Origin of the sequence: Sphingobacterium faecium (assembly GCF_003054045.1) — a bacterium.
Lineage (GTDB): Bacteria > Bacteroidota > Bacteroidia > Sphingobacteriales > Sphingobacteriaceae > Sphingobacterium > Sphingobacterium faecium.
Genome location: NZ_QBKH01000008.1, coordinates 1 through 25,146 on the forward strand (window position 1 = coordinate 1; position 25,146 = coordinate 25,146).

Below are 25,146 nucleotides of genomic sequence, written 5' to 3' on the forward strand. Positions count from 1 at the left end.
ACCTCTTCCCATTCCGAACAGAGCAGTCAAGCCCGCCAGAGCCGATGGTATTGCCGTAACAGGTGGGAGAGTAGGTCGGTGCCTTTTTTTATACAGAAGCCCTTGCTAAACAGCAGGGGCTTTTTTGTGCGCTAAACTTTTTGGATTAATTGTTATTGTATCGATTCTTCTTATATAAGCTAACTTAAAATCCTAAATTTATTATATATTTGAAATGCTTTTATTTCAGCACTGATGTCACAAATAACGATTATAGAATTAGCAGAACGTTTAGGTTTATCCAAGTCAACAGTATCACGAGCTTTTCGGGATGGTAATGATATTAACCCCAATACAAAAGAACGTATTTTAAAAATGGCGGATGAATTGGGATTTTCACCCAATATGTATGCCAGCAACCTAAGAGCTAATAAAAGCAATACGATTGCGATCATTATTCCTGAATTTGGTAATAAATTTTTTAGCCAAGCGATTAAAGGTATTGAACTGGTAGCTCGATCTAAAAATTATCATACTTTAATTTATGTGACGGATCATCGGGTAGATAAGGAAGCATTAATAATCAGATCGCTGATCAATGGTCGCGTGGATGGGGTCATTATGTCTGCTTCGGGTGAAGGTCATGATCATAGTCATCTTCAAGTTTTAAAAGATAACAATATCCCCATTGTGTTTTTCGATAGAACTTACGATGATGTCAATACATCTTATGTAACAGGTAATGATTTTGAAGCTAGTTTTGCGGCAACGTCTCATTTAATCGAAAATGATTGTAGACGTATAGCCTATTTAGTGATTAATCAAAATGTTTCCATTGGAAAAGTACGTCTGGCGGGATATCGAGCTGCCTTAAAAAAATATCAAATTCCTTTTGATAAAAACTTGATTCTGGATACCGTTAATGAGTCTGATGGCAATATGGAAGATATTAAAAATCTGTATCGTATACAGCAACCTGATGGACTATTTGCATCGGTGGAACGCTTGGCCATATCAGCTATGCGTGTTGCCAAGAACGAGGGGATACGTATTCCTTCAGAAATGAAATTGATCTGTTTTTCTTGTTTGGATATTGCGGATCTGTTAGAACCAGCTTTAAGTGTCGTGAAACAGCCAGCTTATGAAATGGGTAAGATGGCGACAGAATATCTATGCCAATTGATTGCTAAACCGATTATCTTCTCTAACCAAGAAGTCACTTATCTTGAGTCTTCATTAATTTTTCAAAAATCTAGTAAAAAAAATCACTAAAAAGTTTGGATTTAACTCTTTAGCTTTCTATCTTAGATAAATATTGGGAACGTTCCCAATATGAGATTACCAATTGTAAAGGGATTTTTGCTTTTAATTTATAGTATATTTTTCGAATAGGCTATTTTTTTATACCAAATATTGGGAACGTTCCCATAGCTAAGTAAACCAATTATAAGGAGTTATGAAACATTACTTTATTTATGTATTTTTTAGTATATCGATTATTTTTTTTGGGTGTAAAAAAAATAATCCGAGTGCTGTAATAGTAGATGAAGAAATAGCTCCAAGTGAGGTCGGCTTACTAACAACCAATAAACTATTTAATTATTGGGATGAATCGATTACTTTCTTTTTTGATGTCAATAAGGGTAATAATGCATTGGTTTCCACTGACGGTTCGCTGTATCTACATATCGGTCTTATCACATCCAATAGTAAAGATCAGCACGATTGGAAAGAAGTTGCAACAGATTGGTCAAAAAATGAAGATGCCTATAAATTGACTCGTCAAACAGATGGTAGGTATAGCATTACGATCAATCCGAGTCAAGTCTTTAAAGGAATTAGCAGTAGTCAGGTTATTAAGATCGCGTTATTGGTACGAAATGCTGATGGGACTAAAGTTCAAAGAAATAAAGATGGTTCGGATATGTATGTTGACATAGCCACAAAAGGTGAAACGAATATTCTATTTTTAAAACCTTACACGCAACCTACATATTTATTAAAAGCGGAAAAAGATGCTTATTTAGTAAATGAAGAGCTCGCTATTGAGGTGTTGTCCACAGTAGCGGGTAAACTTTCTATTAGTATTGATGAGGTTGAACAAGAAAGTATAAATGGTGCATTGCACCATACATTTAGATGCAAGTTTGCTACTGTAGGTTTGCATCTGATAACTGCTCGTATTGAAGTCAATGGAAAGAGCTTCGTAAGACAATTACAGGTATTTGTTAATGATAAATCTGAAATTGCAGCATTACCAGCTGGTATCAATAAGAATGGTGTAACGATCGACAAGCAAAAAAAGACAGTGAGTTTTGCTGTAACGGCTCCAGGTAAATCAACTATATTTTTATTAGGCAGTTTTAATAATTTTCAGGCAGAATCAAAGTATGTCTTGAAACAGACGACTGATGGAAATACGTGTTGGTTGACCTTAAATGATCTTGATTTTTCAAAAAAGTATGCCTATCAATTTTTAATTGATGGTCAATTAAGAATAGCTGATCCATACAGCAATCTGGTTTTAGATCCCCTATATGATAGCAGTCTAGGAAATTCAATTGCTGATTTACCGTCATATCCAATACAGCAGACGACAGGTCAGGTCAGTATATTAGAATTGAATCGTGCGGAGTATCCTTGGAAAGTAGAGCATTTTAATAAACCAAATCCTTATGATCTAGTCATCTATGAGTTGCTCACGCGTGATTTTTCAAAACCACATAATTTTAATGCTATTCGCGATTCAATTCCTTATTTGAAACGACTGGGTATTAATGCTGTCGAATTGATGCCTGTTCAGGAAAGTGAGGGGAATTCAAGTTGGGGTTACAATCCTTCTTATCATTTGGCATTGGATAAGTATTATGGTCGTGCGGATGAACTGAAGAGTCTCGTAGATCATCTTCATCAGGCAGGTATCGCGGTAATCCTAGATGTGGTGCTTAATCATGCTTTTGGACAATCACCATTGGCTCAGCTGTATTTTCAAGGGCAAATATCAAATTCAAATAATATCTGGTTTAATAGGACGCCGACCCATCCTTTTAATGTGGGGTATGATTTTAATCATGAAAGTTACTATACACAGACGTTTGTGAAGGATGTCTTGAAATATTGGATCCAAGAATTTAAGATTGATGGTTTTCGTTTTGATTTATCAAAGGGATTTACACAGCAAAATACGGGTACTTCAGATAGTAACGTCGGCTCTTGGTCTGCCTATGATGCTAGTCGGGTTTTGATTTGGAAAAATTATCATGATTATCTTAAAACTCTTGATCCAAGTTGCTACGTCATATTGGAACATTTTGGTTCTGATCAAGAGGAGCAAGAACTGGCTGCGGAAGGGATGTTGTTGTGGAATAATTTAAATGGAACTTTTAATGAAGCAACAATGGGCTATAATAATGGTTCAAAATCGGATCTAAGTAGATTATTTGCTGAATCTCATGGTTTTCAAACACCTAATATGGTGACTTATATGGAATCACATGATGAGGAACGTATTCAGTTTAAGAATGCGCAGTATGGTTATGTGGATGGATCCTATTCTGTCAAGGATCTTACAACGGCATTAGAGCGAACCCAAGTGGCTGCAACATTTTTGTTAGCTAGTCCTGGACCTAAAATGATCTGGCAATTTGGTGAGTTTGGTTATGATGTATCGATTGATGAAAATGGTCGGACAGGTGAAAAACCACTGAAATGGGATTATTTATCAAATGTTTCACGTAAACGGTTATTTGATCATTATGCAAAATTGATTCAGTTGAAAAGAGCAAATCCAATTTTTAGAAAAGCAAGATTATTGTCGTCTTCACTGCAAGAGGGATTAAAATATTATCTGATGACTGATGGTCATCAGACCATATTTGTTGTCGGAAATTTTGATACCATGAATAGACAATTTCAAATAACAGCAGGCTTAGCGGGGAATTGGTATGATAATATGGCTCAATCAAATCTAAATTGGGTTCAAAATGATCATATTATAATTAAGCCTGGCAATTATTATCTTTTAAGTAAAACTAAATTAATAAACTAAACAATAAAAATCAATTACATTATGAGCAAATTTACATTACGAGCTGTAATGACCTTTGGTCTTTTGATGATGCTTTGGGTGAATGCTTTTTCTCAAAACTCTTCACTTTCAGGTAAGGTGGTAGATAATAAAGGGGAAGTACTACTTGGAGCAACTATTATCATCAAAGGAAGTCCAATTTCGACAGCAACAAATCAAAACGGGGAGTATAAGATTAGTCAAGTACCTTTAGGTAAGACGACTGTCACTGTCAACATGATTGGTTATAATTCAATGGATTTACCCATTCAGATTGTTAGCGGTGCAAATGTTTTGAATTTTACATTAAATTCGAGCACAAGTGATTTAGAAGAAGTTGTTGTGATTGGTTACGGTGTGGCCAAGAAAAAACAAATTACAGGTTCTATCTCTAGTGTAGGTCCTAAAGAATTTAATACAGGTGTGGTCAGTTCTCCGGATCAGTTATTGGCCGGTAAAGTTGCAGGTTTAACTGTGAATAGATCGGGTGGAGATCCTACTGCAGCATCAACAATTCAACTGCGTGGACCATCTTCATTGACTGCGAGTTCTGCTCCCTTGTATGTAATCGATGGAGTTGTAGGTGCAAATATTGAATTGGTAGCGCCGGATGATATTGTATCGATGGATGTGATGAAGGATGCCTCTTCCACAGCAATTTACGGGTCACGTGCGGCAAATGGCGTTATTTTCGTGACGACAAAACGTGGTAAGGCCGGTAAACCTGTTTTGGCTTATAGTGGCTATGCTGCTATTGAACGTGTTGCAAATCGTGTGAATGTGTTAAGTGCTGCTGAGCATAAGCAATTTTTAGCAGACAATGGATTAACGGTCGCTGCTTCTGAGACGGGGTTTGATACCGATTGGCAGGATGAGATAACACGCACGGGAGTTTCTCATAATCACAATTTATCGCTAACAGGAGGTTCTGAAGGTACACGATATAATGCTTCTGTTAATTATTTTAATAATCAAGGTATTGTGAAAAGAAGCGATCTGGAAAGGGTGGTTGCTCGTGTTGGTATCGATCAAAATGCTTTTGACGATCGCTTAAAACTAGCGCTTAATGTTGCTAATAGTATGAACAAATCTAACCATGTGGACTACGGCATCTTTAATGGAGCAGCTCGTTATCTACCAACTTCACCAGTACGTTCAGATGATGCCGCTTATGCCGCATATGATGGTTATTTTCAGGTGCCAGGAAGGACAAATTATTTCAATCCGGTAGCGATGCTGAACCAGCGTGATGAAGAACGAAATAACAACACCTTACTCGCCAGTTTGAAAGCTGATCTTACTATTTTCAAGGGATTGACCTGGACTAATGTCATCTCTTATCAACAAAATCAATTTGATAAGAAATATTATATGCATCGGACTGACTTTGATTCGAAAGCATTGGGCAGGGGTTTTGCGGAGCGTTCAAATCTGAAAAATATCGATAAAATTTTCGAATCTTATGTTAATTACAATGTGACCAAGAATCTTCATTCTTTCGATGCGATGGCTGGTTATTCTTATCAGAAAACAAAAAATAATGATGGAGTTGTTGCTTCTTCTGTAGGATTTATGTCTGACGATCTAGGGGGTAACAATCTAAATTTAGGGACATTGCCTGATGGTTATAATCCTTATAGTACCTATCCGTATATTTTGGAGTCTTTATTGATTTCAGTTTATGGTCGTGTGGGATACAATTATGATGAAAAATACTTATTAAGTGCTTCTGTACGCCGCGATGGTTCATCAAAATTTGGAAAAAATAATAGATGGGCGACATTTCCTTCAGTTTCTGGAGCTTGGAGAATTAGCAGAGAAAGCTTTATGCAAGACCAAGATTTGTTTAGCGAATTGAAGTTACGTGCGGGGTATGGTATCTCGGGAAATCAGAATATCGATCCATATCGTCAGATTATTATTTTCGGTCCTCAAAATGGTCAATTTTTGTATAACGGTAATTGGATGAATGCTTATGGTGTGAACCAAAATGAAAATCCGGATTTAAAATGGGAAAGTACATCCATGTTTAATGCAGGATTGGATTTTGAACTCTGGAGAGGTCGTTTGGGTGGTAGCATTGAATATTACAATAAAGAAACGAAAGACTTATTGTATGAGTATGATGTACCATCGCCACCTTATCAGTTCAATCGTTTATTGGCTAATGGAGCAAGTATGAGCAATAAAGGTGTGGAGATCACTTTAAATGCGATGGTTTATCGCAATAGTAATTTTTCATACAATACAACAGTCAACTTTGCCCGTAATGTGAATAAGGTTGGATCATTATCTTCTAATATTGAAAATATTGGTGTATCAGAGCGTTATGAAGGAAGTATTGGTCTTGATGGCTGGACAGGTCAAACGGCAGCAATTGTTTTACCAGGTCAGGCTTTGGGGACATTTTATGTGGCTAATTACATCGGTTATGATGCAACTGCCAAGAAAACAATTTATCAAAAACCATCGGGTGAACTTGTAACACAAGATCAGATTTCGGCACCTGATGACTATATGGTCATGGGACACGCACTTCCTAAATTTACTTATGGTTGGAACAATAGTTTTCAATATAAAAACTGGGATTTGAACTTCTTCTTACGTGGTATGTATGGTAATCAAATTTTTAATGCTACACGTGCTGATCTAAGCCGTCTACAACAGGCTAATGTGACCAATATCTCTAAAGATGCAGTTGAAGAAGGCATATTTGAAACACCATTAATTGCTTCTAGCAGATTTATCGAAGATGGTTCATTCTTAAGATTAGATAACGCCACATTGGGTTATTCGTTTAATGTGAAGGAATCTAAATATTTTAAAAATGCACGATTGTATGTGTCAGGACAAAATCTGTTCACGATAACCAAATATTCGGGTGTAGATCCTGAGGTAAGTTTAAGTGGTTTAGCGCCTGGCGTTGATAATAGAAATTATTATCCAAAAACAAGATCGTTCTTGTTAGGTGTAAAATTAGCTTTTTAACTTTTAATCACAGTTAGTTATGAAAAAGAGATTCAATAAAATTAATTTATTCTTATTTGCCGGACTATTGGTAGCAGGACAATCTTGTACCAAATTTGACGATAAGATGTATTCAGCATATACAGAAGATACATTTCCTAAAACTCCAGAACAATTTATTGCTGTAACAGGTCCTGTATATACAAGCGCAAGAGGATATTTTGACAATTACTTTAGTCTGCAGACAGCGGGTTCGGACGAAGTGATTATCCCAACAAGGGGTGGGGATTGGTTTGACGGTGGTAAATGGCGTGATATGCACTATCACACCTGGTCAGCATCGCATGAAGTTGTTCAAAATAATTGGGATTGGGGTTTTAATGCTATTGGTACTTGTAATCGTGTACTCAGTATTTTGGAACAATCTCCAGAATCGACTACAAAGGCACAGACTGTTTCTGAAATAAAAGCCATGCGTGCCTGGTATTATTTTTTGATGATGGATGCTTATGGAAATATTCCTTTAGTAACCAGTTTTGATACTGGTACAGAATTGCCAGCGACTAAACCTCGGGCAGAAGTTTACCAATTTATTGTACAGGACCTAGAAGAAAACTTGGCCAACTTGAGTGAAGAAAAGACGGAAGCGACTTATGGTCGACCGACCAAATGGTTTGCACATACCTTATTAGCAAAACTGTATTTAAATGCGCAGGTTTATAGTGGTACTGCTAATTGGAATAAGGTGGTGGAACATAGCAATGCTGTTATTAATTCTGGCAAGTATGCTTTGGAAAATGATTTTCTGACACAGTTTAAACCCGATAATGGAGCATCAAATCCTGAACCGATTTTTTCTATTCCTTATGATGCTTCTCGCGCGACAGGAAACACTTTATTTAACCGTGTACTACATTATGCTCATCGCCAAACCTTTGAGTTGAGTATAAATCCTTGGAATGGATGGAGTGCACAACCTGCATATTTTGATTTGTTTGATCAAGCTGATAATCGTAAAAAGCAATGGCTATATGGCCAACAATATAACTCTACTGGACAACCGTTGAATTATAATGGATTGAATGTGGTGTTAGATCCCTATGCGTATACCTTATTACCGGGTTCTGATTTTGATATTGGCGGAGCAGACGATGTAGGTAGATTGGCAGGAGCACGTTGTATCAAATATTATCCAGATAAGAACCAAATTAGTAATAATGCAGGCAATGATGTGGTCGTATTCCGTCTTGCAGATGTGTTGCTGATGAAAGCGGAAGCTGTTTTGAGAGGAGCTACAGCAGCAAGTGTTGCTCAAGCTGTCGATGCGGCCAATCAAGTTCGCAAACGTGCTTTCCCAGTTAATCCGGAGAAACATTTTACGGCTAGTACATTGACTTTGGATGCTATTTATAAAGAACGTGCGCTGGAGTTTACTTTTGAATTGACTAGAAGAACAGATATGATTCGGTTTGGAAGATGGGAAGATGCTCAGTTGTTTAAACCCGCTAATCCTGGCGAAACTTATAAACGACTGTTTCCTATTCCGGCAAGAGCAAGAGCCAATAATAATAAATTGGATCAAAATCCTGGTTATTAATTTTTAAATGAATAGAAATTATGAAAATGTCTACTATATTTCGATTGCTATTAGTTTTAGTTATAGGTACTTCTTCTCTTTTATACTCTTGTAAAAAAGTAGAACACGGTATTGATGTACCAATCGTGTCGATCAATGAAAATACGGTTTCGACCATTCAAGTGGGGAAAAAGCTGAAAGTTGGTTTTATCGCTAATCAGGTTACGGATTTTACATTCTCGATTGTGCCGGTAGCTGCCGGTGAAGCTTTAATGACTGAAAATATTACTGTTGATCCGAACACCTTTATTGTTTCAAAAGAATTTGATATTCCCAATCAAGTATCTTGGATCGGTGATGCCTTATTGAAGATTTCATATACTTCGGCGGGTCAAGTCATCGAAAAAACAAAACCCATTACGTTTACAGAAAGTAATCCGCAAATGTTTCTTGTTGGAGGCTCAGTTGCCGCTGGTTGGGAACCAACTTTAGCGCTTCCGATGAGTTTGTACGATAAGGACAGTAAATCAAAGTTTGAAGTCTATGAGTATGTCACTGTTGACGGTTCTGGATTCAAATTTTTACCGACTAATGTGGATTGGACAGATGCGTTTGGAAAAGGAACATCCGATGGTACTTTATTACAAAGTGCTGATGCGGGTAATATTACGGTTGCATCTGATGATTTTTATAGAATCCGAATGGATGCCGAAGCTAAAACCTATGAAGTATTAAAATCAACATGGGGTGTTATTGGTAGTGCAACTCCAAATGGTTGGGATAGTGATACCGACATGAAGTTTGTGGGGAGTAAAGGCATCTATACATGGAAATTGACCGTAAACCTAACTGTCGGTGAATTGAAATTCCGAATGAATGATGATTGGATCATTAATATCGGTGGGGAACTCTCTTCTTTGCAACAAGATGGTGCCAATATAGCTATTGCTACAGCTGGCAAATATGATATTGAACTGTCACGAACAGCTTCGGGCTATTCAGCAAAAATTTCTAAAAACTAATACTATGGGGAGCATAGGGCTCCCCATTTCTATAAACTTTTATTGAATGATGATACGTCTATTGTTAAGTAGTGTTTTTATACTACTTCAGCTTTCTTATGCCTTTTCTCAAGGTAATTTTTCTATTCAAAGAGTCGAACCTTTGCATTGGTGGGTCGGTATGAAATCTTCTGATTTACAGTTGATTATTTATGGTAAAAATATAGGGAAGAGCAAGGTTGAAATCCAGAAGAAAGGCTTAACCTTGATCAAAACTAATCTGGTTGAAAATGCTAATTATTTATTTCTAGATCTGGTCGTTGAGTCTGGTGCTACTGCGGGTTTGTATCCGATTGAATTTTATGAAAATAATAAGTTAGTAGGACGATATGATTATGAATTAAAAAATAGAGATGCTTCTATCGTGAAAGCTCAAGGTATCCAGGCGGAAGATCTGATTTACTTAATCATGCCGGATCGCTTTGCAAATGGGAACAAAGAAAATGATCAGGTAAAAGGTTTGCGGGAGATGCAAGTAAACCGTGATTCGATGTATGCCCGTCATGGCGGTGACATCGATGGTGTTATTCAGCATTTGGATTATTTGGCCGATCTAGGGGTTACTTCTGTTTGGTTGACACCTGTATTGACCAATGATATGCCTCAGGCTTCTTATCATGGATATGCAAATACCGAAAATTATCAGATTGATCCAAGATTGGGAACCAATGAGACCTATCGCAAACTTGGTGAGGAATTGCATAAACGTAAAATGAAACTGGTGCATGATGTCGTTCCAAATCATGTAGGACTTTACCACTGGACTGTAATCGACAAACCTTTTAAAGAATGGCTGCATGAGTGGCCAAGTTTTACACAAACCACTTATAAGGATCAGACTATTTTCGATCCCTATGCTGCTGTTGCAGATCGAGACCGAATGGAAAAAGGATGGTTTGTAGAGACTATGCCCGACATGAATCAAGAAAATGAATATGTTCAAAAGTACATTTTGCAGAGCCATATTTGGTGGATTGAATATGCGGGTATCGATGGGTTTCGAATAGACACCTATCCATACAATGATTTGGCTTTTATGGCAAAATGGACAACTGCAATTCAAAAAGAATATCCTCAGTTTTCATTCTTTGGTGAAACATGGGTACAATCCATACCTAACCAAGCTTATTTTTTAGGTGGTCAGCGTGTGGGACAATCGATCGATACGAAGCTTGATGGTGTCACTGATTTTCAAATGAATTATGCTATTGGAGAGGCTTTGAATAATGAAAAAGATGGTGCCAATAGATTGTACGCAACCTTAGGATCGGATTATCAATATCCTAATCCATTAGCTAATGTGATTTTCTTGGATAATCATGATAAGGATCGTTTTTTCTCTGTGGTTGGAGAGAACATAGAGAAATATAAATCTGCATTCTCTTGGTTGCTGACATCTCGTGGTATACCACAGATGTATTATGGTGCAGAAGTACTGATGAAGAATTTTAATACACCAGATGGCTTACTTCGGGAAGATTTTAAAGGTGGATTTGCGGGTGATACTGTTAATAAATTTAATGCTTCAGGCCGATCTGATGCAGAAAATGAACTGTTCGATCATATTAAAAAGTTAGCGAATTATCGTAAGAATAATGCCGTATTGCAGTATGGAGCTACTCAGCATTATGTACCTGAGCATAACGTATATGCGTATTTCAGGTCTAATGAAACTCAAGTTGTCTCCATTTTTATGAATTGCAATGATAAGGAAGTCAAGTTGCCTTTAGCTCGATTTAGAGAGAGTCTGAGAGGTGCAACACGAATGAACAATATCTTAAAAGGGGTAGAGCAAGATATACCACTAGAAATCACATTAAAACCTCATCAAACGGTCGTGTTTGAATTAAAAAAATAAAAAAATGAAAAGTGCATTGGACCTTTTGAAGGAAATAAAGGGAGTAATTTTTGATCTCGACGGTGTTTTGGTGGATACTGCGGTATTTCATTTTCAAGCTTGGAAAAGACTTGCTCAGGAATTGCGATTTGATTTTACAGAGATTGAAAATGAACAATTAAAGGGGGTAAGTCGAATGGCTTCACTAGAGAAAATTTTAAAATGGGCTGGAGTTGATGCTTCTGAAAGTGAAAAAATAGAAATGGCAGAACGTAAAAATCGCTGGTATTTGGATTTAGTTCAGGAGATGCGAGCAGATGAAGTATTACCAGGATCAATGGAATTGCTGCATTGGTTAAAGCAAAATGATTATCGCATAGCATTAGGATCTGCCAGCAAGAATGCACCGCTTATCTTGGAGAAAACGGGCATGATTTCCTTTTTTGATGTTCTTATAGATGGTAATAGCGTCAGTCTTTCTAAGCCACATCCAGAGGTTTTCTTAAAAGCTGCAAGAGACCTACAATTGCTTCCTGAATCATGTCTGGTATTTGAAGATGCGCAGGCTGGTGTAGATGCTGCAAGGGCAGCAGGGATGAGTGTGATTGGCATCGGTTGCAATTTGAATGGAACAGATTTGTCCATCAACAGTTTGGAGAAAGTTTTAAATTAATTAGTTGATTTTGCAATGAAGAATTATATCGTCCACGATGAGTGGAATATCATAGAAGAGGGGTTTCACCCTGCGTATAATGAAGTCTCGGAGAGTTTATTTTCTATCGGAAATGGTAGAATGGGACAAAGAGCAAATTTTGAAGAAGATTATAGTGGCAAATCATTGTCTGGATCATACTTAGCAGGAGTTTACTATCCTGATAAAACTCGTGTAGGCTGGTGGAAAAATGGTTACCCGGAATATTTTGCAAAGGTTATTAACTCCATTAACTGGATCGGTCTTCATATCCACGTGAATGGCGAGATCTTGGATCTGGCAACATGTAAAGTACAGCGTTTTCAACGGAAGTTAGACATGAAGCACGGATTGTTAATGCGATCTTTTGATGTCAAACTTCAAAATGGTGTGGAGATTCGTGTAAAAAGTACAAGAATATTTCATCTATTTCAATCCGAAACCGCTTCTTTAAAATATACCATTCAAGTCTTGAATGGGCAGGCTTCTTTACAGGTAGCGTCCTACTTGGAAGGAGATGTTGTCAATAGGGACAGTAACTATGATGAGCATTTCTGGAATTTCATTTCAAGTGGTGCATTAGATTCTCAGTTAAATGTGACTATGAAGACGAAGAAGACCGATTTCATAGTACGGGCTGATTTGGTCAATAGCTTTATCTTAAATACTGAAACCCTAGCGCCCAAACAATCAACAGATGGGGCATATGTTTCTGAAACTATAGCAATTCCGTTAACACCTGAAGATGTATTTTCCATCGAAAAACGTGTTTCAATGGTTACTTCTCAAAATCATAATGAAGCTGAATTGGTCGCCGCTGGACGAGCAAATATAGAACAGGTTTCTGCTTTATCATTTGATGAGCTGAAAAATAAACAAGCTTTAGCTTGGGGAAATTTCTGGAATGAAAGTGATATTGAAATCACTGCAGATGTTGCCTCACAGCAAGCGATCCGATTTAATATCTTTCAATTATATCAAACGTATACCGGCGAAGACTCTAGACTTAATATTGGTCCAAAAGGATTTACCGGAGAAAAATATGGCGGTGTGACGTATTGGGATACGGAAGCTTACTGTGTTCCTTTTTATCTTGCCACGCAGCCTGCTGATGTCGCTCGCAATTTATTATTTTATCGCTATCAACATCTGGATAAAGCCATTGAGAATGCAGAGAAACTTGGTTTTTCAAATGGCGCTGCTTTATATCCTATGGTCACGATGAATGGAGAAGAGTGTCATAATGAATGGGAGATTACTTTTGAAGAGATCCACCGTAATGGCGCAATTGCTTTTGCCATCTATAATTATCAGCGCTATACGGGTGATCGGTCATATGTTGAAAATTATGGTCTTGAAGTATTGATTGCGATCAGTCGTTTTTGGGCACAGCGTGTGAATTGGAGTGATGAAAAGGAGAAATATGTCATATTGGGAGTCACTGGTCCGAATGAATATGAAAATAATGTCAATAACAACTGGTATACCAATACAGTTGCGGGCTGGTGTTTGAAGTATACACTGGAATCGATAGAAACCTTAAAAGAGAGTGATCCTACTAAACAAATAACCTTGTTTGAAAAAGTGAATTTCAAGGAAGAAGAAGCCGTTTCATGGCAACATATCATCGATCATTTATATTATCCGATAGATAGCGAGCAGGGCATATTTTTACAACAGGACGGTTATCTGGATAAAGAACAGGTATTGGTTTCCGATCTACCAGACAAGGAGCGACCTATTAATCAAAAGTGGAGTTGGGATCGTATTTTAAGATCATGTTTTATAAAACAAGCAGATGTACTTCAGGGTTTATACTTTTTTGAAGATCAATACGATCTGGATACGATAAGAAGAAATTATGATTTTTATGAACCCAGAACGGTTCATGAAAGTTCTTTGTCGCCCTGTGTTCATGCTATTTTAGCATCAAAACTTGGTAATGAAGCTAAGGCATACGAGTTTTATCTCAGAACTGCTCGGTTAGATCTAGATGATTATAACAACGATACCGAAGATGGTTTACATATTACATCTATGGCCGGAACCTGGATGTCTATTGTAGAAGGTTTTGCGGGTATGCGTGTGAAAAACAATACATTAAGTTTTCAAACTTTCATTCCTAAAACATGGGATAGCTATGCATTTCATGTACAGTTTAGGGGAGTGAAATTATTTGTTAGAATAAAACAGCATGATTTTGAACTGATAAATAAGTCTAATCAAGAAATTAATATTATTTTTAACGGAGAGGAAATCTCTGTTAAGCCACGTGCATAACCACCTAAGTAATAAAATTATGATTTCAAAACTGCATAAGCCAAAACTGTCAACCGTTCAGATTATCAATATGAGCATAGGCTTTTTGGGTATCCAAACTGGATTTGCTCTTCAAAACGGCAATGCATCGCGCATTCTCCAAACTTTTGGAGCTGATGTCGAGCATTTATCGCTTTTTTGGTTAGCAGCTCCCATTACTGGGATGATTGTACAACCGATTATAGGTTATTACAGTGATCGTACTTGGAATAAATTTGGGCGTCGTAAGCCATATTTTTTGATTGGCGCCATTTTAACAGCGATAGCACTGATATTAATGCCCAATGCTGCATTATTTACGGCTATTTTACCACCTTTATTAATAGGTGCTGGTATGCTAACGATTATGGATGCATCTATCAATGTCACGATGGAGCCATTTCGGGCTTTGGTCGCGGACAATTTGCCGAGTTCACAACGCAGCCTAGGCTTTTCTATTCAGACTTTTATTATCGGCTCTGGAGCAGTTATTGGTTCTTGGTTACCTTATGTGCTCACCCATTACTTGGGAGTTGATGGTACAGCAGCAGAGGGCGTAATTCCTCCAAATGTGATATATTCTTTTTATTGCGGAGCAGGCATATTGTTGTTATCCATCTTGTGGACTGTTTTATCTACAAAAGAATATAGTCCCGATCAATTGGCTTCTTTTGAGGATACGGCACTTGAAGTAGAGACGATTGCCAAACATCGGTCAGGATTATTTGCCATTGTTGATGATTTTAGGACCATGCCAAAAACAATGAAACAATTGGGCTTGGTGCAGTTCTTTTCCTGGTTTGCACTTTTTATGATGTGGGTATATACTACGCCAGCTATAGCAGAACATATCTTTTATCTAAAAGATGGTGATAAATCTAAACTCTATATGGATGCTGCCAATTGGGTAGGCGTATTGTTTGGTATCTATAACGCCGTTTCAGCGATTTATGCTTTGTTTTTAGCCAAAATAGCAGCTAAGTTCGGGCGTAAACAGACTCATGCTTTTTCATTGATAATGGGAGGTCTTGGATTGATCTCGATATTTATCATTAAGGACCCCAACCTACTGATTATCCCTATGATTGGTATTGGTCTAGCATGGGGAAGTATTTTAGCGATGCCTTATGCTATTTTAAGTGATAGTTTGCCCGCTAAAAAAATGGGGGTTTATATGGGTATTTTTAACTTTTTTATCACCTTTCCTCAAATCGTATGTGGTTTTTTTGGAGGATATATGATTAAAATTTTCTTTGATAGCAATTCTGTTTATGGTATTTTATTAGCGGGCGTTTTTATGTTGTTGGGCGCCTTATCTGTGCTGCGGATCAAGGATAAAATCTAAGATAAATAGCGCTTGATCAAGGAGCTTCTCTATGGGTAGCTCCTTTTTGTTTGTTCAAAGTGAAAGATATTTTTTAATTTAGAGATTATCTGTTAAAAAATTCGATTTTATGTATAGCATTCAAATTACTTCTATTCTATTTTTTCTTTCCTTTATCTTTTCATCTTCATCATATGCGCAAAGCCAAGATCAAGCTTTAGATGATGGGGTTATACGAATATTAGCTATTGGAAATAGTTTTTCTGAAGATGCTATTGAAAACAATCTATATGAATTGGCAAATGCGCGTGGGAAAAAAATCGTGATTGGAAATCTCTATATTGGAGGCGCTCCCTTGGATTTGCATGTTAAAAATGCACTTGGAGATAGCAGCGCTTACAGTTACCGAAAGATAAATGAGTCCGGTGAAAAACAGGTGCTGGAAAAGATAAAAATATCGACAGCTCTTATCGATGAGCCATGGGATTATATCAGTTTTCAGCAAGCGAGCCCACTATCGGGTAAGTATGATACTTATGCCAAAGATCTACCTCTTCTATACGCATATGTCACGCAACATGTAAAATACCCCGACACCAAGTATATTTTGCATCAAACATGGGCTTATCAGCATGACTCTGATCACAGCGGTTTTAGTTTATATGGACGTGACCAAACTGCGATGTATCACGCTATTGCATCTACATCTGAAAAAGTATACAGTTGGGGCAATTTTTCCATTTTAGTACCTGCTGGTACGGCAATACAAAATGCAAGAACTTCTTATATAGGCGATCATTTTACAAGGGACGGATACCATCTTAATTTGAATTACGGTCGGTTTATAGCAGCATGCGTATGGTATGAAGCTTTATTTCATGAAAATGTACAAAGTAATGCATATGTACCACTCTCCATAAGTTATGTAGAAAGTAAAATTGCAAAGGAAGCGGCACATGTAGCTATTCAAAACCCATATCATGTAACTACTTTATCTCACTATAATATTTGGACTTATTGATCATATTTTTTAGATGAAACTTCCATCTCTATCTGTTCCATATCAGTTTATTGTTTGGAGCATTTTGTTTCTTTTGATAAAACCTGAAATTATTTATTCACAGGGTTATCCACATCTTGTGGATTATCAGGTACGTTTTGCAGCCATTTCTTGTAAAGGAAAGCAATATATCGGTATCAGAAGCTTCCGTAATCAAGATCAAGATTATAGGTTATCTGTTGATCCCAATACTTTGGAAACATATGTGATAAAAAGTACAGATTGTAAAATCATAGAGGTAAGCAACATCCAAAAGATTGTTAATTTTTCTGGATCTACATATGCTAAAAGCTTTCAACATGTTCGTGATCATGAATATGCTCTTCAAGATGCTGGCATTGACTATGCCTTTCCAAAGGAGAGGGGGATCAATTTGACCATCGATTTATGCCCATCACATAAGCCATTGGACAAAGTGATTTTTGAATCTTTATTTTCAGCTTTTAGAGGTATAGAAAGTTCACTTCCTATTGCTATTTCATTGTCTGGAAAATGGATTTTAAATCACGAAGCCGACCTGCAATGGCTGATTAATCTCAAAAATAAAGGAATGTTAACGATTACATGGATTAATCATACCTATAACCATCGGGTAAATAAGGATCCTCTTGATCATAATTTTTTACTGGCTGCAGGAACTCATGTTAATACCGAAATTCTAGACAACGAAATGCTCATGCTTAAAAAGGGCATTGTTCCTTCCGTTTTCTTTAGATTTCCTGGTCTTGTCTCCAGTAATGAAATTATGGAGGAAGTATTGGGTTTTGGATTGATACCGATTGGCTCTGATGCATGGCTAGCAAAAGGGCAGCATGCTCAGGATGGGAGTATTGTGTTGATTCACGCCAATGGTAATGAAGAAGTAGGAGTCCAAGATTTTATTCAGTTGTTAAATAGTGAACAAAAAAACATTAGAAATAAGCGTTGGATTTTACATGACCTTCATGAGGGAGTAGAATATTAATTTCAACCCATATCAATACAGCATTTTTATAAAAAAAAGATTATGAATGTTAAGAAAAGTTTTTTAATTGAGTTAGAAAGAGAGACGAATAATACAGGCCGTATTTTAGATCGGATAACTGATGATCACCTTGATTGGCGTCCCCATGAAAAGTCGATGAGCGTAAGAGAATTGTCCACTCACATCGTTGATCTGCACAGTTGGATTTCTAAAGCCATTCCGAAGGATGTCTTTGACTTAAAAACAGATTTTCAGCCATTGAAAATTGATTCCGTATCAGAACTTAAAGCTATCTTAACAAAGGGATTAGTTGATAATAAGGAAACGATAGCTCAATTACCGGATGATGATTGGTTAAAAGAATGGGTTTTAAAAGCTGGAGATTGGGAGATCGCCCGATTGCCTAAAGGAGGAGCGATACGCCACATCATTACCAATCATATTATACATCATAGGGGGCAGTTGACTGTTTATTTGAGGTTGCTGAATATTCCTGTACCAGGATTGTATGGTCCATCGGCAGATGAGTAAATTAATTTTAAACCGAAGTCAAAAGCTTCGGTTTTTTTATGTTCCTTCGTAAAAGGAATACATTTCCTATATATGTTAACAACACCAATTATTTTTTTTAAAAAAGTATGTAATACTTCGATACCCTTGCGTGTCTTCTATATAAAAGCGATTAAAATTTATGAACCAGGAAACCTTTAAAACGACAGTCTTCATCCATAAGGATCGGTTATTTCGTTTTGCAAATAGGTTTTTACTTGATCAAGAAGATGCCTTTGATTTGGTTCAGGAAGTATTGCTAAAATTGTGGGAAGCGAGAACTGAACTTTTAAAAGTAACGAATATAGAGGCGTATGCTATGCGAATGACAAAAAACTTAGCATTGAATCGATTGAATCGTGAGGGAGTAAAAACAAAATATATGGCTCAGCTGGATCAGGATATTCAAAAAGAAAGCTATCCGTCATTGACCAGAGAGCTGATCTTAAAGTTAATCGACCGTCTACCAGAAAAGCAGCGGTTGGTTATGTATCTGAGAGATATTGAGGAGTATGAAATTGCTGATATTGTAAATTTAGTTGGGATCGATGAAAATGCAGTCCGTGTAAATTTGTCCCGTGCTCGAAATGTAGTAAAAGTCAATTTGACAAAAGTATTTGATTATGAAGAAAGAAGAATTAAAGCAATTAGAAGCTAAATATTTAGCCGGCGAGACCACTCTTGCAGAAGAAAGGTTGCTGAAGGAGCATAGTGAGGATGGATATTTTTCGCTATTGGCTGAAAAAAATACAGATGAGATGTTAATGGATTTTGATTCTTTTTTAGCCCGTACTGATGAAGCACAGAAAACAGTTCATAAGCTACCTCAACGAAAGATCTGGACGATGTTCTCTTCAATAGCAGCTGCAATTTTACTGATTTGTTTGGGAATTTGGTATTTGCCTAGTCAACAAGTCGTGTCGCCTATTGAGCAGACTGCAAATCTTAACAAGCCGTTAAAAAAGACGCCCGAGGCAGATCGCATTAAAGTAGATTCATTGGTTGAGAATGGACAAAACTCCGAAAAAATGGTGACTCAGACAGCAGCAGTAAGGCATAGGGTCGACAAACATCGATCATCCATATTGGAAGTAGCTGTTGATACCGCTGCAAATCAAGTTGCTGAAGAGGAGTTTTATGTTGAAGTAAATGGTGTTAAGATTACCAATGAAGAAGAAGCATTAAAAATCACAGAAAATGCATTACTATTTGCCTCATCGAATTTAAAAAAGGGAATGAAAGAAGTTGAAAATATAAAATGTTTAAGTATTGAATTATAAAAATTATGAAAACGATATTATTAGTAATTGCACTGTTGTGCTCAAGTTTAGCACACGCTCAACTATCAAAATTGGATGAGATTTTTGAGCAATATAAAGAAGGAAAAGGGGTGACTTCTATTAAAATAGGTAAGCCCATGTTTAGCATGCTGAATAAAATGAAGCTCTCGGATAATGAGGTCAATAGCATCAAGCCTTTGCTTTCTAAAATTAATAGCATCAAAATGTTAATTTTAGAAGAAGCTGATTTAAACATTCAATCAGATGTATCAATAGCCATTAATAAATTGAAATATGAGGAGTTGATCACCATTAACTCTGAAGGTAATAAGATTAAATTTTTGGCAGAAGATACGGCCACAGATGTAATTAAAAATTTATTGCTCAGTATTCAGTCCGATGGCAGTACCATTTTTATGATTCTAGATGGTAAGGTAAGTTATGATGATGTAAACAAATTGGTAAATAATAAATAACAGAGCTATGAAACAAACACTAATTATAGGAGCATTGCTCATGTTTTGTCTGACGTTGCAAAGTTGTTTTGTAAAAACCAGTCCAAATATGTCTTTCGTGAGTAAGAAAGATCTTTCAAGTGATACTGAAGTGGCCTCTATTCGAGTACCTATGTTTTTGACAAAAGCATTTCTTAAAAGTAAGATTAAAGAATTGGATGAAGATGATGCGGTGGCTGCATTGGCTCTGCGAAAAATCAAGAAATTGAAGATTATGACGATTTCTGGAAATAAAAAAGATAATCTTATGACCAAATATCATGCATACCTAGCAAAAAATAATTTTGAAGAGCTTATGAGTTTGTACAGTGATGGATCCAAAATTACGATTAATACGGAGATGAAGAAAGATCATGTGAAACGCGTGTTACTGGGGATAGCAGATGAAGAGGATTATGTATTTGTCGATATTAAAGCAGATTTGGATTTGAATGAGTTGTCCAAGATGATTGAATATTATGAAAATAAGAATGAAAAATCTAAAGTTATAAACTAGTTATGGAAAAATTAATCGCAGCTATCGTACTTGTCTTTAGCATGTTCACTGCTCAGGCACAACTATCAAAAGTTAATGAATTTGTCAATTCATTACCAAAAAATCAAGAAGGGATAAAAATTTTTAGATTCAATGCTTCTAATATAAATGATGTAGCCAATCTTAAGAAAGAAAATTTATTGATTGATGTCAAACAGTTTTTGCCGGATTCTTTATTGAAAGATATCCAAGATATCACGATCTGTCAGTTGGGATCAAAGCAAGTCAATGAATCCAAATCTCTAGAAGGTGCGATCAAGAAGGCTGATTTGAAAACGATCTATGCTATGGAGAATGAAGGAATGTCCATTCAGGTATTAGCATCAAATTTTGAGAACAATAGTGCGCAGGATTTACTTGTTGATATAAAGTCGGAAGATTATTCTCGAGTTACCGTGATGTTGAAAGGAAATCTTCCTTTAGATCTCTCTACTCGTCAGAATTAAAAAAATAAGTCCATAAAAAAAAGCCTTGAAACTGAAGTTTCAAGGCTTTTTTTATATTGATATAACTTATGCTTTTTTAGCTAATTCTTCTGCGATTGCTTTTCCAATCTCAGCAGGAGATTGTACTACACGGATACCACACTCAGCCATGATTTTCATCTTAGCAGCAGCAGTATCATCCGCGCCACCAACAATAGCACCAGCATGACCCATACGACGTCCTGGAGGGGCTGTTTGACCTGCGATAAAGCCTACTACAGGTTTAGTACCATGTTCTTTGATCCAAAGAGCAGCTTCAGCTTCCATACCACCACCGATTTCACCGATCATGATGATTGCTTCTGTTTCTGGATCATTCATTAATAATTCAACCGCTTCTTTAGTTGTAGTACCAATAATAGGGTCACCACCAATACCAATAGCAGTAGTAATACCTAAACCAGCTTTTACAGTTTGATCAACAGCTTCGTAAGTTAAAGTTCCTGATTTAGAAACAACACCAACATTACCTTTTTTGAAGATGAAACCTGGCATAATACCAATTTTAGCTTCATCAGCAGTGATGATACCTGGGCAGTTAGGTCCGATTAAACGAGAATTTTTGTCACTCAAGTAAGATTTTACTTGAATCATATCTTTAGTAGGTATACCCTCAGTGATACATACGATTACTTCGATACCTGCTTCTGCAGCTTCCATAATCGCATCAGCTGCAAATGCAGGAGGTACGAAAATAATAGAAACGTTAGCACCAGCTTTTTCTACAGCATCTTTAACAGTATTGAATACGGGACGGTCTAAATGTGTTTGACCACCTTTTCCTGGCGTAACACCACCAACTACGTTTGTTCCGTACTCGATCATTTGACTTGCATGATAAGTACCTTCTGTTCCAGTGAAACCTTGAACAACTACTTTTGAATCTTTATTAACTAATACACTCATTTCTTCTTAAAATTTTGCATCACAAATCTACTATTTTGCATTGGAAATAGGAAGTAATCTGGATACTTATATGTCCTTAATTGAGAAAAAATTAACAGAACTTGCTTTTTTGAATAAAATCCCAAGTTACGATGCCAATTGTGACAGATACATTGAAGGAATGTTTCGTTCCAAATTGTGGGATTTCGATACAATGATCTATTTGTTGCATTACCTCTTCATCAACTCCATTTACTTCATTGCCAAATACTAAAGCATACTTGGCATCTTTAGCGGGAACAAAGTCTTGCAAAAGTATACTGTCCTCCGCCTGTTCGATTGCAATAATAGTATATCCTTGCTCTTTCAATGTGCTAATCGCTTCGGTCGTTTCTTTGACATGTTCCCATGGGATAGATTGTGTTGCACCTAAAGCTGTTTTTTCAATTTCACGATGTGGAGGTGTAGCTGTGATCCCACATAAGAATATTTTTTCTATAGCAAATCCGTCAGCCGTTCTAAAAGCTGATCCGACATTATGCATACTCCTCACATTGTCTAGCACTAGTGTGATGGCTGTTTTCTCTTGGTTTTTGAACGTTTCAACATCAGCACGTTGCAGCTGATCCATGGATAATTTTTGCATGATGCAAAGATAAGTATAGAAAACTTTAAAATAGATTTTGAATATTAGAAATAAGATGTTATTTTTGCATTCCGAATTTTAAGTAAAGAACGAATAAAAATTAGCTAAAAAATGGCAAATCATAAATCAGCGATCAAAAGAATTAGAGCAAACGCTACAAAGCGCTTAAGAAACCGTTACCAAGCAAAAACTACTCGTAACGCAATTAAAAAATTACGCACTACTGCTTCAGCAGAAGAAGCTAAAACATTATTGCCTCGTGTGATTTCTATGCTTGATCGTTTGGCTAAGAAAAATGTAATCCACAAGAAAAAAGCTTCAAACAACAAATCTAAGTTAACAAAATTTGTTAACGGATTAGTTTAAGCTATCAGTATAATATATAAAGGGATACAGTTTCTCTGTATCCCTTTTCTTTATGTTTTTACTTTACCCTGGATTTTCTCTTTTCCAAGCGAATTAATGTAAAAAAAAGTGTCGAGTTTCTCGACACTTTTTTTGTGCTTTTACTTTTGCATAACTGCTGCAATCGCCTTTTTTAGTTCTGCAGAGTTTTTCATGTAAGGCTCTAAATTATAGATCTCCACTTTTTTGAAATCGATAGGATGACTTTCACTTTGCAATGAAATGGTACCTTTACTAATTAACTGGCCGTCTTTCTTTTGTTTAGGATCGAAGTTGCTCACATTGCCGCCACCATATTGTGGTTTTTGATACTCCAAAACTAAATCTCCATTGACATAGTGTTGAATAACAGAATCGCCCAATACAAGGAAATCTGCTGTTACCCATTGATCACCATGATAGGTTTTAGATGTGGAACTAACGCAGTGTGGAGTAAATAATTTTTCTTTGATGACTACATTCGTACCTGGGGTACATAGATTGCTTGTCGTACGTTCGTTTGTTCCATCTCCACCTAACAATTGCCCTTCAATTGAAATTGGGAAATCTTGGTCTTTAAGCATTGTTTTAGGGTCTTGACCGTGTAGCATAGCTCCACTATTGCGTAATGCCCAGCCTTCACCTCCCTTTGCCTGCTCACCCACAAATCGGTATTGAACTCGTAGGATATAGGCAGAAAATTCTTTATTGTAAAATAAATGACCATATTGCTGATCAAATTGGTCATAGCCATCGTATCTGACTTTTAATAGACCATCTTCTACACGAAAAGTATTTGCATAATTATCGCCAACCTCATGTTTACTTATTTTTGGCGTCCAATTTTTTAGATCTTTCCCGTTGAACAGTTGTATTGCTTTGGGTTTTTTGTTTAATGAACTAGCACTAATTGAAATGCATAGAGCTACTCCTGCTAAACTAAAAAATAGTTTTTTATAATTCATGATTAAGATTTTAGGTATTAGAGACCTAAAATACTTAAAAAAATTAGATTAACAATTGTTTTTGCTTAACATATTCGCTTGGTCTGACCCCAATTACTTTATTGAATGTATTACTAAAAGTAGGTAGGCTGCTGTATCCGACCTTGAGTGCAACCTCATTGACACTCAATTTTTCATCTAAAAGAAGCTTAAGCGCTGTCAACATTCTCAATATGGTATAATACTGAATAAAAGACATGTTTAATTCTTTTTGAAATAGTCTTGCTAAAGTACGCTCACTGATGTTAAATTTTTGCGATAGCGTTTTAAAACTGACATTCTCCTCAATTCGACTCTCTAGGAATGTGACGATATCCTTTAATTTTTGATTGTTCGGATAGGGAAGTGCCAATGGCAACTCATGTTGTGATATTTCAGGTAATAAGAGTTTGAAGGCTTTTGCTAACGAATATTTTGGTTCTTCAACTGGAAAAATATTGCCATTCCAACGATTGGTGAACATGATCAACTCATTGAGCAAATCATCGACATGATAAATATTTATTTTTTTGTAAAATTCTTGATCGGTATCATATTTTGGAAAATACAGATTGCGCATTACGACATCAGGTGTACTTGGATGGATGCTGTGGCGGATCCCTGCTGGTATCCAGATATAATGCCTAGCCGGAAGAAAATAAGATTTTTCAGCTGTTTTTAAAAAAACTACACCACCTTCCGTATATAAAAATTGATCTTTGTTATGAGCATGTTCGGTAATGAAACTTTCGCCTATTATAGCATGGTGACAATAGATACTATCCTCAAAAGAATCCACTTCTGTTACGTAATAACGATTGACATATTTTGGATCTTTGATATCGCTTTTTTTATTCATGATTTCTTCCCGTTTCCGTTGCAAAGTTAAAATTTTTATACTAAAGCTGTACAATACTTTATGATTGTAAGTTGATACTCACCTATATTGATTGCAAATTGAGACTTGTCGGTGAGTGAATACTAATTTTTTTTCATCCCCGAAATAATTAAGTTGCTAATTATTAAGGATTTAGTTGTGTTTTTAAAATTTATTTTACAAC

At 36.5% G+C, this 25,146-nt stretch carries 22 protein-coding genes and 1 rRNA gene; 19 read left to right on the forward strand and 4 right to left on the reverse strand.

Features of this window, described 5'->3' with window-relative positions; genetic code table 11:
• The 18 genes from rrf to C8N37_RS19815 all read left to right on the forward strand — a co-directional run.
• Positions 1–87: ribosomal RNA gene (gene rrf / locus C8N37_RS19730) — 5S ribosomal RNA — on the forward strand; the annotation flags it as partial.
• Positions 88–234: 147 nt separating this feature from the next.
• A complete protein-coding gene (locus tag C8N37_RS19735; protein WP_108160545.1) occupies positions 235–1,251 on the forward strand; it encodes a LacI family DNA-binding transcriptional regulator in 1,017 nt (338 codons plus the stop codon).
• A gap of 184 nt (positions 1,252–1,435) precedes the next feature.
• A complete protein-coding gene (locus C8N37_RS19740) occupies positions 1,436–4,027 on the forward strand; it encodes an alpha-amylase family glycosyl hydrolase (RefSeq protein WP_108160546.1) in 2,592 nt (863 codons plus the stop codon).
• A 21-nt stretch (positions 4,028–4,048) separates the two neighbouring features.
• On the forward strand, positions 4,049–7,033 hold the full coding sequence (locus C8N37_RS19745; protein ID WP_108160547.1) for a SusC/RagA family TonB-linked outer membrane protein: 2,985 nt from the start codon (positions 4,049–4,051) through the stop codon (positions 7,031–7,033).
• Positions 7,034–7,052: 19 nt separating this feature from the next.
• The gene (locus tag C8N37_RS19750; RefSeq protein WP_108160548.1) at positions 7,053–8,609 is read left to right on the forward strand and encodes a RagB/SusD family nutrient uptake outer membrane protein; all 1,557 of its coding nucleotides are present in this window, start codon (positions 7,053–7,055) and stop codon (positions 8,607–8,609) included.
• Between the two features lie 26 nt (positions 8,610–8,635).
• The gene (locus C8N37_RS19755; RefSeq protein ID WP_170114571.1) at positions 8,636–9,610 is read left to right on the forward strand and encodes a SusF/SusE family outer membrane protein; all 975 of its coding nucleotides are present in this window, start codon (positions 8,636–8,638) and stop codon (positions 9,608–9,610) included.
• Positions 9,611–9,656: 46 nt separating this feature from the next.
• On the forward strand, positions 9,657–11,507 hold the full coding sequence (locus C8N37_RS19760) for a glycoside hydrolase family 13 protein (protein ID WP_108160550.1): 1,851 nt from the start codon (positions 9,657–9,659) through the stop codon (positions 11,505–11,507).
• 4 nt (positions 11,508–11,511) lie between these two features.
• Entirely contained in the window at positions 11,512–12,159 is a 648-nt protein-coding gene (gene pgmB / locus C8N37_RS19765; RefSeq protein ID WP_108160551.1) for a beta-phosphoglucomutase, read from the forward strand.
• A 15-nt stretch (positions 12,160–12,174) separates the two neighbouring features.
• Entirely contained in the window at positions 12,175–14,457 is a 2,283-nt protein-coding gene (locus C8N37_RS19770) for a family 65 glycosyl hydrolase domain-containing protein (protein WP_108160552.1), read from the forward strand.
• Positions 14,458–14,476: 19 nt separating this feature from the next.
• Positions 14,477–15,820, forward strand: coding sequence for an MFS transporter (locus C8N37_RS19775; protein WP_108160664.1), 1,344 nt, complete (start codon positions 14,477–14,479; stop codon positions 15,818–15,820).
• A 109-nt stretch (positions 15,821–15,929) separates the two neighbouring features.
• Positions 15,930–16,820 (forward strand): DUF4886 domain-containing protein, encoded by an 891-nt coding sequence (locus C8N37_RS19780; protein ID WP_108160553.1) that lies wholly within the window; start codon positions 15,930–15,932, stop codon positions 16,818–16,820.
• Between the two features lie 13 nt (positions 16,821–16,833).
• A complete protein-coding gene (locus tag C8N37_RS19785) occupies positions 16,834–17,823 on the forward strand; it encodes a polysaccharide deacetylase family protein (protein ID WP_108160554.1) in 990 nt (329 codons plus the stop codon).
• 42 nt (positions 17,824–17,865) lie between these two features.
• Positions 17,866–18,354 carry a DinB family protein gene (locus C8N37_RS19790; protein ID WP_108160555.1) on the forward strand — a complete coding sequence of 163 codons (489 nt, stop codon included), beginning with the start codon at positions 17,866–17,868 and terminating at the stop codon, positions 18,352–18,354.
• Between the two features lie 160 nt (positions 18,355–18,514).
• Positions 18,515–19,030: an RNA polymerase sigma factor gene (locus C8N37_RS19795; RefSeq protein WP_108160556.1), complete on the forward strand. Its 516-nt coding sequence runs from the start codon at positions 18,515–18,517 to the stop codon at positions 19,028–19,030.
• Positions 18,996–19,652, forward strand: coding sequence for a FecR family protein (locus C8N37_RS19800; RefSeq protein ID WP_108160557.1), 657 nt, complete (start codon positions 18,996–18,998; stop codon positions 19,650–19,652). Before C8N37_RS19795 ends, C8N37_RS19800 begins: the two co-directional genes overlap by 35 nt.
• A gap of 5 nt (positions 19,653–19,657) precedes the next feature.
• Positions 19,658–20,128, forward strand: a complete 471-nt coding sequence (locus C8N37_RS19805; RefSeq protein WP_108160558.1) for a DUF4252 domain-containing protein — start codon at positions 19,658–19,660, stop codon at positions 20,126–20,128.
• Between the two features lie 7 nt (positions 20,129–20,135).
• On the forward strand, positions 20,136–20,663 hold the full coding sequence (locus C8N37_RS19810; RefSeq protein WP_108160559.1) for a DUF4252 domain-containing protein: 528 nt from the start codon (positions 20,136–20,138) through the stop codon (positions 20,661–20,663).
• Between the two features lie 2 nt (positions 20,664–20,665).
• Positions 20,666–21,148: a hypothetical protein gene (locus C8N37_RS19815; protein ID WP_108160560.1), complete on the forward strand. Its 483-nt coding sequence runs from the start codon at positions 20,666–20,668 to the stop codon at positions 21,146–21,148.
• 66 nt (positions 21,149–21,214) lie between these two features.
• Here the strand turns inward: C8N37_RS19815 and sucD are convergent, their stop codons facing one another.
• Positions 21,215–22,093, reverse strand: a complete 879-nt coding sequence (sucD, locus tag C8N37_RS19820; protein ID WP_108160561.1) for a succinate--CoA ligase subunit alpha — start codon at positions 22,091–22,093, stop codon at positions 21,215–21,217.
• 91 nt (positions 22,094–22,184) lie between these two features.
• Positions 22,185–22,718, reverse strand: coding sequence for an RNA methyltransferase (locus C8N37_RS19825; RefSeq protein WP_108160562.1), 534 nt, complete (start codon positions 22,716–22,718; stop codon positions 22,185–22,187).
• Between the two features lie 111 nt (positions 22,719–22,829).
• Between C8N37_RS19825 and rpsT the strand changes: the two genes are divergently transcribed.
• Positions 22,830–23,084 carry a 30S ribosomal protein S20 gene (rpsT, locus tag C8N37_RS19830; RefSeq protein WP_045753328.1) on the forward strand — a complete coding sequence of 85 codons (255 nt, stop codon included), beginning with the start codon at positions 22,830–22,832 and terminating at the stop codon, positions 23,082–23,084.
• 140 nt (positions 23,085–23,224) lie between these two features.
• Here rpsT and C8N37_RS19835 read toward each other — a convergent pair whose 3' ends face one another.
• Together C8N37_RS19835 and C8N37_RS19840 are read right to left on the reverse strand one after the other, a co-directional pair.
• The gene (locus tag C8N37_RS19835; RefSeq protein WP_108160563.1) at positions 23,225–24,067 is read right to left on the reverse strand and encodes a 3-keto-disaccharide hydrolase; all 843 of its coding nucleotides are present in this window, start codon (positions 24,065–24,067) and stop codon (positions 23,225–23,227) included.
• Between the two features lie 43 nt (positions 24,068–24,110).
• Complete coding sequence (locus tag C8N37_RS19840) at positions 24,111–24,944, reverse strand: helix-turn-helix transcriptional regulator (RefSeq protein WP_108160564.1); 834 nt, start codon at positions 24,942–24,944, stop codon at positions 24,111–24,113.
• Positions 24,945–25,146 lie beyond the last annotated feature (202 nt).